The 11,539-nt window shown below is 64.8% G+C and carries 11 protein-coding genes; 8 read left to right on the top strand and 3 right to left on the bottom strand.

Features of this window, described 5'->3' with window-relative positions:
- Positions 1–14 precede the first annotated feature (14 nt).
- On the top strand, positions 15–869 hold the full coding sequence (locus ACVIYL_RS40515) for an alpha/beta hydrolase (RefSeq protein WP_456781213.1): 855 nt from the start codon (positions 15–17) through the stop codon (positions 867–869).
- Between the two features lie 116 nt (positions 870–985).
- Here ACVIYL_RS40515 and ACVIYL_RS40510 read toward each other — a convergent pair whose 3' ends face one another.
- Positions 986–1,762: an SDR family oxidoreductase gene (locus ACVIYL_RS40510; RefSeq protein ID WP_057017642.1), complete on the bottom strand. Its 777-nt coding sequence runs from the start codon at positions 1,760–1,762 to the stop codon at positions 986–988.
- A 168-nt stretch (positions 1,763–1,930) separates the two neighbouring features.
- On the opposite strand from ACVIYL_RS40510, the gene ACVIYL_RS40505 reads away from it, so the two are divergent.
- Positions 1,931–3,010, top strand: a complete 1,080-nt coding sequence (locus tag ACVIYL_RS40505; RefSeq protein WP_310882617.1) for a tartrate dehydrogenase — start codon at positions 1,931–1,933, stop codon at positions 3,008–3,010.
- A gap of 390 nt (positions 3,011–3,400) precedes the next feature.
- Here ACVIYL_RS40505 and ACVIYL_RS40500 read toward each other — a convergent pair whose 3' ends face one another.
- The gene (locus tag ACVIYL_RS40500) at positions 3,401–4,312 is read right to left on the bottom strand and encodes an NAD(P)-dependent oxidoreductase (protein ID WP_456781212.1); all 912 of its coding nucleotides are present in this window, start codon (positions 4,310–4,312) and stop codon (positions 3,401–3,403) included.
- Between the two features lie 32 nt (positions 4,313–4,344).
- Positions 4,345–5,595, bottom strand: a complete 1,251-nt coding sequence (locus ACVIYL_RS40495) for an allantoate amidohydrolase (protein WP_456781211.1) — start codon at positions 5,593–5,595, stop codon at positions 4,345–4,347.
- 312 nt (positions 5,596–5,907) lie between these two features.
- Here ACVIYL_RS40495 and ACVIYL_RS40490 point away from each other — a divergent pair, with 312 nt between their 5' ends.
- The 6 genes from ACVIYL_RS40490 (at position 5,908) to ACVIYL_RS40465 (ending at position 11,524) form a co-directional block, all read left to right on the top strand.
- Positions 5,908–6,726 (top strand): putative hydro-lyase, encoded by an 819-nt coding sequence (locus tag ACVIYL_RS40490; protein ID WP_057017644.1) that lies wholly within the window; start codon positions 5,908–5,910, stop codon positions 6,724–6,726.
- A gap of 87 nt (positions 6,727–6,813) precedes the next feature.
- Positions 6,814–8,061 carry an ABC transporter substrate-binding protein gene (locus ACVIYL_RS40485; protein ID WP_456781210.1) on the top strand — a complete coding sequence of 416 codons (1,248 nt, stop codon included), beginning with the start codon at positions 6,814–6,816 and terminating at the stop codon, positions 8,059–8,061.
- 191 nt (positions 8,062–8,252) lie between these two features.
- Positions 8,253–9,131 (top strand): branched-chain amino acid ABC transporter permease, encoded by an 879-nt coding sequence (locus ACVIYL_RS40480; protein ID WP_026192487.1) that lies wholly within the window; start codon positions 8,253–8,255, stop codon positions 9,129–9,131.
- Positions 9,131–10,108: a branched-chain amino acid ABC transporter permease gene (locus tag ACVIYL_RS40475; RefSeq protein WP_016842863.1), complete on the top strand. Its 978-nt coding sequence runs from the start codon at positions 9,131–9,133 to the stop codon at positions 10,106–10,108. Before ACVIYL_RS40480 ends, ACVIYL_RS40475 begins: the two co-directional genes overlap by 1 nt.
- Complete coding sequence (locus ACVIYL_RS40470; protein ID WP_253640332.1) at positions 10,105–10,836, top strand: ABC transporter ATP-binding protein; 732 nt, start codon at positions 10,105–10,107, stop codon at positions 10,834–10,836. Before ACVIYL_RS40475 ends, ACVIYL_RS40470 begins: the two co-directional genes overlap by 4 nt.
- Positions 10,820–11,524 (top strand): ABC transporter ATP-binding protein, encoded by a 705-nt coding sequence (locus ACVIYL_RS40465; protein WP_018270525.1) that lies wholly within the window; start codon positions 10,820–10,822, stop codon positions 11,522–11,524. Before ACVIYL_RS40470 ends, ACVIYL_RS40465 begins: the two co-directional genes overlap by 17 nt.
- The last annotated feature ends 15 nt before the right edge of the window (positions 11,525–11,539 follow it).

The following is an 11,539-nucleotide window of genomic DNA, read 5'->3' as shown; positions in this document are numbered from 1 at the left end:
CCGAAGGGGCAGGGATGGCAGCGTTGTTTTCCGCGCTGGACTGGCGCGCGATGAGCCAGCAGGAGCGTGACCTCGGCTTGAACAACGGCGTTGCCGTCAAGGGCAGCGCTGAGATCGCCGCCGGCTGGGAGCAACGCTCGGCGGCACTGCGGCAAAAGCACGCCGGCCATCTCGACCTCAGATACGGCTCGCGCGAGCGCAACCGGATCGACTTCCTGAAAGTCCGCGACGGCGCACCGACGCTCTTGTTCATCCACGGCGGCTATTGGCAGACCCGTGCCAAGGAAGTGTTCACGATCTTCGCCGAGGGGCCGATGGCCCACGGCATCAATGTCGCGCTGATCGGCTATACGCTCGCGCCCGATGCGACGCTCGATGACATCGTCGCCGAGATCCATGCCGGCATCGACTTTCTGGCCGCACAGTTGCCCGCGCTCGGGGCCGCTGCCGAGGGCATCGTGGTGTCGGGCTGGTCGGCCGGCGGACATCTGACATCGCTGGCGCTGTCGAACGGCCATGTCCGGGCCGGCATGGCGATCTCGGGCATCTACGACCTCGAGCCGATCAGGCATTCCTACCTCAACGAAAAGCTCAAGCTCGACGAAGCGGCGTCGCGGCGCAACTCGCCGATGATGGCGGAAGGCGGCACGGCAAAGCCGCTGTCGCTGGTGGTCGGCAGCGCCGAGCTGCCGCTGCTGCGCAAGCAGACCGCCGATTTCGCCGGCCATCGCGCCCGTTACGGCCTGCCGGTGACCTATGAGGAGATCGCCGGCGCCGATCATTTCTCCATCATGAACCAGATGCTGGCGCCGCAGGGCCGCATCACGACGCTGATCCGGCAGCTGTTCGAGCGGACGGCGTCGTCCTGAGGTGCGAGCCTCTTCGGCGAGCCTCGAAGGATGGCGCAGCCCGTGGCCCATCCTTCGAGACGCCGCGCTACGCGCGGCTCCTCAGGATGACGGCGGTACAAGCGGAGGGGCGATTTCTAACCCCATCCCGACGTCAGCCCGCCATCCACCGTGTAGATCACGCCCGACGTATAGCCCGCGCGGTCGGAGGCGAGGAACGCCATCAGGTCGCCGATCTCGCGTGCATGTGCGGGCCGGCCGAGCGGCAGGCCCTTCTGGAATTCCTTGTAGCGGTTCTCGTCGCCGAACTGGTTCTTGGCGCGGGTCTTGAGCAGCGTGACGTGGCGGTCGGTCCCGACCGGGCCGGGATTGATGCCGACGACGCGGATATTGTCGGCGAGGCTCTTGCCGCCGAGCGCGCGGGTGAACGCCATCAGCGCGGCATTGCCGGCGCTGCCGCAGATGTAATTGGCGTCGAACTTCTCGCCGGCCGCGCCGATGTCATTGACGATCACGCCTCCGCCGCGCGCCTTCATCTGGGCGTAGATCGCGCGCGTCAGATTGACGTAACCGAACACCTTGAGCTCCCACGCATGCCGCCAGGTCGCCTCGTCGATCTTGTCGATCGAGCCGCCGGGGATATCGCCGGCATTGTTGACAAGGATATCGATGTCGGCGGCCTCCCCGGCGAGGCGCGCGAGATCCTCGGACTTGCGCAGATCCACCACGCTGGTCGCGGCAGATATCTGGTGCGCGGAGCGCAGCCGCTCGGCGAGCGCCTTGAGCTGGTCGCCGTTGCGGGCGGCGAGCAGGAGGTTGGCGCCTTCCTCGGCAAAGGCTTCGGCGGCGGCCGCGCCAATGCCCTTGGAGGCGCCGGTGATCAGGACACGCTTGCCGCGCAGATGCAGATCCATGGGATGTCTCGCTTGGTATGAGGAGTGGGTGTCGGCGAATTTGGTGGGGCAGGGTCGCGCCGCGGTCAACACTGCACTGCAGCGTTGCGCTCGCGCAAAGTTTGGTCCATTGCAGGACCATCAGAATAGGCGGCATTGCCGGCCGGGCAAATCACAAGGGTGTTCTCGATGAGCAGCGCAAAGAAGCAGTATCGGATTGCGGTCATTCCCGGCGACGGCATCGGCAAGGAAGTGATGCCGGAGGGCCTACGCGTCATCGAGGCGGCGGCCAAGAAGCACGGCGTCGACGTGAAGTTCGACCATTTCGACTTCGCCTCTTACGACTATTACGAGAAGCACGGCGAGATGATGCCGGCCGACTGGAAGAACCAGATCGGCAAGCATGATGCGATCTATTTCGGCGCGGTCGGCTGGCCGGCGAAAATACCTGACCATATCTCGTTGTGGGGATCGCTCATAAAATTCCGCCGCGAGTTCGACCAGTACGTCAATCTGCGCCCGGTGCGGCTGATGCCCGGCGTGCCGTCGCCGCTGGCGAACCGCAAGCCCGGCGACATCGATTTCTGGGTGGTGCGCGAGAACACCGAGGGCGAATACTCTTCCGTCGGCGGCCGCATGTTCCCGGACACTGACCGCGAATTCGTCACCCAGCAGACCGTGATGACCCGCACCGGCGTCGATCGCATCCTGAAATTCGCGTTCGACCTCGCGCAGTCGCGGCCGAAGAAGCATCTGACGTCGGCGACCAAGTCGAACGGCATCTCCATCACCATGCCCTACTGGGACGAGCGCGTGGAGGCGATGGCCAAGAAATATCCCGGCGTGAAGTGGGACAAGTACCACATCGATATCCTGACCGCGAACTTCGTGCTGCATCCGGACTGGTTCGACGTCGTGGTCGGCTCCAATTTGTTCGGGGACATCCTCTCCGATCTCGGCCCGGCCTGCACCGGCACGATCGGCATCGCGCCGTCGGGCAACATCAATCCGGAAGGCGACTTCCCCTCGGTGTTCGAGCCGGTCCATGGCTCGGCGCCTGACATCGCCGGGCAGGGCATTGCCAACCCGATCGGCATGATCTGGTCGGGCGCGATGATGCTGGAGCATCTCGGCGAGAAGCAGGCGGCGGCTGCGATCGTCGGCGCGATCGAGCGCACGCTCGGCGAACGCACGCTGCGCACGCGCGATCTCGGCGGCAATGCCGACACCACGGCGTGCGGCACGGCCGTCGCGGAGATGGTGGATTAGGCTGCGCCGTCAAGCACGGGGTCGTCCTGGCGAAAGCCAGGACCCATTACCCCGAGTGCTTGTTGTGTTGCTGGGTCTGACCACCGCCCTGCGCGATGACGCAGGCCGGTGGTAATGGGTCCTGGATCGCGCTCGCTACGCTCGCTTGTCCAGGACGACGTCGTTATTGATTGCTTCGCAATCTGCGTAGGGCGGGTTAGCCACCCTACGGCCACTGTCGTCCATGCGAAAGCAGGGACCCATAACCACAGGGTCTCGTTGTTGGTGCTCGCTGTGCCCCCAGCCTTCGTGACAATGGGCAGTGATGGTTATGGGTCCCGGCTCGCGCGGAGCCTGTCATCGGGCGGCGCTTTGCGCCGACCCGTTGGCTTGGCCGGGACGACGGTGAAATCATCCCTTCACGATCCTTCGGCAGTGCTCCCACGCCGCGTGGATCAAATTCTCGCTCGCCTCGGGCGTGCGGAAGGCGGAGTGCGCCGACAGCGTCACGTTCGGGATCCTGGTCAGCGGGTGATCCTTCGGCAGCGGCTCGATGTTGTAGACGTCGAGGCCGGCGTGGCGGATGTGGCCCGAATTGAGCGCATCGATCATCGCCTGCTCGTCGACGATCGCGCCGCGCGCGGTGTTGATCAGCACCACACCCTTTTTCATCTTCGCGATCTTGTCGCGCGTGATCAGGTCGCGGGTCTCGTCATTCAGCAGCAGGTGGATCGAAACCACGTCGCTGCTCGCCAGCACGGTGTCGAGATCGACGAATTCGACACCCGGATGGCTCTTGGCCGACCGGTTCCAGGCGATCACCTTCATGCCGCTGCCGAGTGCGATGCGGGCGACCTCGGCGGCGATGCCGCCGAAGCCGACCAGGCCGAGTGTCTTGCCGGTGAGCTGCATGCCGTCTTCTCGCAGCCAGTTGCCGGCGCGCATCTCGCGGTCCATCTGCGCGATCACGCGCGCCGACGACCACATCAGCGCGATCGCTGACTCCGCGACCGCGGTGTCGCCATAGCCCTTGATCAGGTGCACGGAGATGCCGAGCTCGGCGAGCTCTTCCGGGTTCATGTAGCTGCGCGCGCCGGTGCCGAGGAACACGACGTGCTTCAGGCCGGCGCACTTCTTCGCAACATCGGTCGGCAGCGCGGTGTGGTCGACCACCGCGATCTCGGCGCCGTCGAGCACCGCTGGATAGTCCTCGGACTTGATGTCGGGGTTGCGGTTGATCCGCATCCTGGGATCGCCGGGCTTTTCCAGGCGTTCCGTGATGACAGCAAGCGATTCATTGGCGTCGACAAACACTGCGCGCACGAAAGCCTCCATCCGATGAGGAGAAATGATGATCAGGACGCGACGCCGGCGAGCGCCAGCACCGTATGCATCAGGACGTTGGCGCCGGCGGCGCAATCGGTCTGCTTGGCATCTTCCAGCTCGTTATGGCTGACGCCGTCCTTGCAGGGCACGAACACCATGGCTGCCGGCATCACCGTGTTGAGGTTGCAGGCGTCGTGGCCGGCGCCGGAGGTGATGCGGCGGTGCGAATAGCCGAGCTGCTTCGCGGCATTCTCGACCGCGTCGACCAGCTTGGGATCGAAATGCGTCGGCGCCTTGCGCCAGACGAGATCAAGCTGCACCTCGACCTTGCGCTTTGCTGCGATCTCGCTCACGGCGGCACGCAGGTCGCGGTCCAGCGCATCCATGATCGTGGCGTCGGCACTGCGGCAATCCACCGTGAAGGCGATCTCGCCGGGGATGACGTTGCGCGAGGGCGCGGCGATCACGGCCTCGCCGATGGTGCCGACCGCCTTCGGGCCGTGCTGCTTCGCGATGCTCTCCATCGCCAGCACGATCTCGGACAGCGTCGCCAGCGCATCGCGGCGCAGCGGCATCGGGGTCGAGCCGGCGTGGCTTTCGAAGCCGGTGATCTTGCCGTCGTACCACAACACGCCCTGGCCGGAATCGACCACGCCGATGGTCTTGTTCTCGGCCTCCAGGATCGGGCCCTGCTCGATATGCAGCTCGACGAAGCTGGTGAACTTCTGGCGGCCGACCGGGGCGTCGCCGCGATAACCGATCGTGTCGAGCGCCTGCGCCACCGTGACGCCCTCGGCGTCCTTGCGCGACAGGATGTCGTCGGTGGTGAAGTCGCCGACATAGGCGGCCGAGGCCATCATCGCCGGCGCAAAGCGCGAGCCTTCCTCATTGGTCCAGTTGCAAATGCAGATCGGCAGCTCGGTCTCGATCCCGGCATCGTTCAGCGTGCGCACCATTTCGAGCGCCGCCAGCGTGCCGAGCACGCCGTCATATTTGCCGCCGGTCGGCTGGGTGTCGAGATGCGAGCCGACGCCGATCGGCGGCTTCGACATGTCCCGTCCTTTCCTCAACCCGAACATCGAGCCGAGCGCGTCGACCTGCACCTCGAGGCCGGCGTCCGCGCATGCCTTGCGGAACCAGTCGCGCACCTGTTTGTCTTCGGCGCTCAAGGTCAGCCGCCGCACACCGCCCTTGGGCGTTGCACCGAACTGCGCGGTTTCGTGGATGGTGCCCCAGAGGCGGGCGGAATCGATCTGCAGGTTGGTGGCGGCTCGGCTCATGTCGTCAGTCCATTTTTATTTTCGTCATTCCGGGGCGATGCGTCAGCATCGAACCCGGAATCTCGAGATTCCGGGTCTGGTCCTTCGGACCATCCCGGAATGACGTTCGATTATCCGGCAATCGTTCAATGACGCGCCACTCTCGCGCCGTCAACCGCCACGCTCGTCTGCGCGATCTGCCTGGCGAGATTGGCGACGCGCTCGATGGCGACCGTAATCTGTTTTATCGATTTTGATTAGAAAGGACGATTAGACATTATATCACGCTTGGTGTTGGTTTGTCCTTGTCGAGATTATGGGCAGGAGAATCCCATGACTGTTTTTGCGGCAGTGCAGCGATCTCAGGGGGAACCAGTGCCGGCGAGCGTCGAAGCGCGCCGCGCCTGCCGTGACGGCGTGGCCTCGGCCACCACAGCCGGCCTCGCCAACGGTTTCGTCCAGGGCAATCTCGCGATCCTGCCGGAAAAGCTCGCCGGCGCCTTCCACCGCTTCTGCCAGCTCAATCCGAAGCCGTGCCCGATCATCGGCATGTCTGACGTCGGCGATCCCCGCATTCCGGCCCTTGGTCTCGACCTCGACATCCGCACCGACGTGCCGCGCTACCGGGTCTGGCGCGACGGCGAGGTGGCGGACGAGCCGACCGACATCACCAAATACTGGCGCGACGATCTCGTCACCTTCGTGCTCGGCTGCTCCTACTCGTTCGAGGAGGCGCTGCTGGATGAGGGCCTGCCGATCCGTCACATTGAACGCAATCTGCGTGTGCCAATGTACCGCACCAATATCGCCTGCAGCCCGTCGGGGCCGTTCGCGGGACCCATGGTGGTGTCGATGCGCCCGTTCAAGCCGGCGGATGCGATCCGCGCGGTGCAGATCACCTCGCGCTTCCCGTCGGTGCATGGCGCGCCGGTCCATCTCGGCCATCCGCATGCGATCGGCATCAAGGATATCGCCAAGCCCGATTACGGCGATGCGGTACCGGTCGCCGATGACGAGATCCCGGTGTTCTGGGCCTGTGGCGTCACGCCGCAATCGGTGATCGCAAGTGCGAAGCTGCCGTTCGCGATCACGCATTCGCCGGGCCTGATGCTGGTGACCGATCTCAGGAACAAGCAGCTCGCTGTGCTCTGAATAGGCAATTCGTGCAATTCATTGAGGCTTTACTGCGCGCTACAAGCGTCACATCGATAATAACAAGCTGACCAAGGGGAAATTTCGATGACGATCTCTCGCCGTAACGTGTTGCTGGGTGCCACTGCCGCTGCCGCGCTCGGTCCGATGGCCGCGCGCGCACAGACCAGTGAAGTGGCAATCGGCGTGATCTATCCGCTCTCGGGCGCCAGCGCCCAGATCGGCGTCGACGCGCAGCGCGCGTTCGAGACCGCGGCAGACATCATCAACAAGAACTATGACTTCGCATTGCCGCTCGCCAAGGGCGAGGGCCTGTCCGGCCTCGGCGGCGCCAAGGTCAAGCTTGTGTTCGCCGACCACCAGGCCGATCCGCAAAAGGGCCGCGCCGAAGCCGAGCGCCTGATCACGCAGGAGAAGGTCTGCGCCGTGATCGGCACCTATCAGAGCGCGGTCGCCGTCACCGTCAGCCAGATCTGCGAGCGCTACGGCGTTCCGTTCCTCTCCGCCGACAATTCCTCGCCGAGCCTGCATCGGCGCGGCCTGAAATACTATTTCCGCGCCTCGCCGCATGACGAGATGTTCTCGACCGCGATGTTCGACTTCTTCGATGCGATGAAGAAGAAGGGCCAGAAGATCGAGACGCTGGCGCTGTTCCACGAGGACACCATCTTCGGTACCGATTCGGCGAACGCGCAGACCAAGCTCGCCGCCGAGCGCGGCTACAAGATCGTGGCCGACATCAAGTACCGCGCCAACTCGCCGTCGCTGACCGCCGAGGTGCAGCAGCTCAAGGCGGCGAATGCCGACGTGCTGATGCCGTCGAGCTACACCACCGACGCGATCCTCCTGGTCAAGACCATGGCCGAGCTCGGCTACAAGCCGAAGAACATCATGGCGCAGGACGCCGGCTTCTCGGAAAAGGCGACCTACGACGCGGTCGGCGACAAGCTCGATGGAGTGATCTCGCGCGGCAGCTTCTCGCTCGACCTGGCGCAGAAGCGGCCGATGGTCGGTCTGATCAACGAGATGTACCGCGCCAAGTCGGGCAAGGACTTCAACGACTATTCGTCGCGCCAGTTCATGGGCCTGATCGTGATGGCGGACGCCATCAACCGCGCCAAGTCGACCGACGGCGACAAGATCCGCGAGGCGCTGGTCGCCACCGACATGCCGGGCGATCAGACCATCATGCCGTGGCGGCGCGTCAAGTTCGACGAGATGGGGCAGAACAACTTCGCCGATCCGGTGCTGTTGCAGTACTCCGCGAAGAACTTCGTGACGATCTTCCCGGAACAGGCCGCCGTCTCCGAGGCGATCTGGCCGATGAACAGCTGATCGGTCGGGCGCCAGAGGGGGCAAGCGGCGGTGACAGCCGAAGACATCATTCAGAGTCTCGCATGTTCCGTCATTGCGAGCGAAGCGAAGCAATCCACGTCTCCGCGAAAAGAAAGCATGGATTGCTTCGTCGCTTCGCTCCTCGCAATGACGGGGGCTAAAGACAATGGTCGGAACATGGAGCGTCGACGGTGACAGCCGAGACCATTATTCAGAGTTTGGCGAGCGGCCTGTTGATGGGGCTGCTCTACGGACTGATCGCCGCAGGCCTCGCATTAATCTTCGGATTGATGGACGTCGTGAATTTCGCGCACGGCGAGTTCCTGATGATCGCGATGTACGCGACCTTCTTCCTGTTCGCGTTCTTCGCGATCGACCCCTTGCTCTCGGCGCCGCTGGTCGCCGCGGCGTTGTTCGTGTTCGGCGCGGTGGTCTATCTGTTGATCGTCCGCTTCGCGATGCGCGCCAAGGCCAATGCCGGCATGGTGCAGATCTTCTCGACCTTCGGCCTCGCGATCGTGATGCGGGGCCTCGCCCAGTTCTTCTTCACGCCCGACTACCGCAGCGTCACCAACTCCTGGGTCGGCGGCAAGACGGTGTCGATCGCCGGCATCTATCTGCCGGAGCCGCAGCTGATCGGCGCGATGCTGTCGATCGCGGCCTTTGTCGCGCTGTACTTCTTCATCAATCGCACCGATTTCGGCCGCGCGCTCGAAGCGACGCGCGAGGACGCCGGCGCGGTGGCGCTGGTCGGCATCGACAAGAACCGGGTGTTCGCGCTCGGCTGGGGCCTCGGTGCGGCGCTGGTCGGCCTTGCCGGCGCCATCATGGCGATCTTCTTCTACGTCTACCCCGACGTCGGCGCGTCGTTTGCCCTGATCGCCTACGTCACCGTGGCGCTCGGCGGCTTCGGCAGCGTGTTCGGCGCCTTTGCCGGCGGCATCATTGTTGGCCTGGTGGAGGCGACCACCGCGCTGATCCTGCCGCCGTCGCTGAAATCGGTCGGCATCTATGCCGTTTACCTGCTGGTCGTCTTCATCCGCCCGCGTGGCCTGTTCGGATCGATGTGATGGACACCCAGTTCGCCCAACGCCGCAGGCGTGACCTGATCGTGGCGGCCTGCCTCGCGGTGATCGCCGCGCTGGTGCCGCTCTTCGTCAAGGACGTCTACGTCCAGAACATCATGGTGCTGACGCTGATGTATGCGGCGCTGTCGCAGAGCTGGAACATCCTGTCCGGCTATTGCGGGCAGATCTCGCTCGGCCATGCGCTGTATTTCGGGCTCGGCGCCTATACCACCGCGCTGCTGTTCACCAAGTTCGGCGTGCTGCCGTGGTTCGGCATGCTGGCGGGCGGGGCGATCTCCGCATTGATCGCGATGGCGCTCGGCTACCCCTGCTTCCGCCTGCGCGGGCATTATTTCGTGATCGCGACCATCGTGATCGCCGAGATCGCGCTGCTGTTGATCCAGAATTGGGATTGGGCCGGCGCCGCGCTCGGCATCGACATCCCGGTGCGCGGCGACAGCTGGCTGAAATTCCAGTTCACCCGCTCGAAGCTGCCTTACTTCTATTTCGCGCTGGCGCTGGCCTGCATCGCCTGGTTCGTCACCTGGTGGCTGGAGGATTCCAAATGGGGCTACTGGTGGCGCGCGGTGAAGGACAATCCCGATGCGGCCGAAAGCCTCGGCGTGGTCGTGTTCAATTCCAAGATGGGCGCGGCGGCGGTCTCGGCCTTCCTCGTTGCGGTCGGCGGCAGCTTCTACGCCCAGTTCGTCTCCTACATCGATCCTGAAAGCGTGATGGGCTTCCAGTTCTCGCTGCTGATGGCGCTGCCTGCGGTGCTTGGCGGCATCGGCACCTTGTGGGGCCCGGTGCTGGGCGCGGTCATCCTGATCCCGCTCACCGAGCTGACGCGCTCGTTCATCGGCGGCTCCGGGCGCGGCGTCGACCTCATCGTCTACGGCACGTTGATCGTCGTGATCTCGCTGGCGCTGCCGCGCGGACTGGTCAGCGTGTTCTCCCTGCGCAAGGGAGCTGCACGATGACGGCGCTGCTGGAAACGCGCGGAGTATGGCAGCGCTTCGGCGGCCTCGTCGCCAACAGCGATGTCTCGATCTCGGTCGGGCGCGGCGAGATCGTCGGCCTGATCGGCCCCAACGGCGCCGGCAAGTCGACGCTGTTCAACCTGATCGCGGGCGTGCTGCCGCCGAGCCAGGGCTCGATCATCTTCGACGGCGAGGACGTGACCAAGCTACCGGCGGCGGAACGCTGCCAGCGCGGCGTCGGGCGTACCTTCCAGGTCGTCAAGAGTTTTGAGACCATGACCGTGATCGACAACGTCATCGTCGGCGCGCTGATCCGCAACACCAAGATGCGCATCGCGCGGCAGAAGGCCTACGAGGTGCTGGAGTTCTGCGGCCTTGCCGCGCGCGCCGACAAGCTCGCCGCCGACCTCGTGCCGTCGGAGAAGCGCCGGCTCGAGGTGGCCCGCGCGCTCGCGACCGAGCCGAAGCTGCTGCTGCTCGACGAAGTCCTCACCGGGCTGACGCCGGTCGAGGCGCAGACCGGCGTCGAGCTGGTGCGGAAGGTCCGCGCCGCCGGCATCACCGTGCTGATGGTCGAGCATGTGATGGAGATCGTGATGCCGCTGGTCGATCGCGCCATCGTGCTGAATCTCGGCAAGGTGCTGGTCGAGGGCAAGCCGACTGAGGTCGTCCGCAATCCGGAAGTCATTTCTGCCTATCTCGGGGATCGTCATGCTGTCGGTGCGTGAAGTCACCACCGCCTATCAGGGCCTGGTCGCGATCTCCTCGGTGTCGATCGACGTCACCAAGGGCGAGATCGTCTGCGTCGCCGGCGCCAACGGCGCGGGCAAGTCGACGCTGTTGAAATCGATCGCCGGCGCCGAGCGGCCGCGCGCAGGCACCGTCACCTTCGACGGCAAGCGCATCGACGGCCAGCCGCAGCACGTCATCACGTCAAGCGGCATCGCTTACGTGCCGGAGAACCGCCGGCTGTTTCCGCGGCTGTCGGTGCGCGACAATTTGCGCCTCGGCAGCTATCTCTACCGCAGTCAGTCTGACCGCGACGCGCCGCTCGATCTGGTGTTCAAGCTGTTCCCGCGGCTTGGCGAACGGCTCGACCAGCGCGCCGAGACGCTGTCCGGCGGCGAGCAGCAGATGCTTGCGATCGGCCGCGCGCTGATGACGCGGCCGCGGCTTCTGATGCTCGACGAACCGTCGCAGGGCATCATGCCGAAACTGGTCGACGAGATCTTCCAGGCCGTGAAGCGCATCCGCGACGCCGGCATGACGGTCCTGATCGTCGAGCAGCGCATGGCCGAATGCCTCGAGATCGCCGACCGCGCCTACATCCTGCAGACCGGCCGCGTGCTGATGCAGGGCACCGCCGCCGAGATCAGCGGCAATCCCGACGTGCGCAAGGCGTATCTGGGGCTGTAGCGACGGAATATCTCC

It is taken from the genome of Bradyrhizobium sp. USDA 3315 (assembly GCF_054056795.1).
The sequence above is the reverse complement of the archived record's forward strand: the minus strand, read 5'-3'. Positions and strand labels throughout refer to the sequence as shown.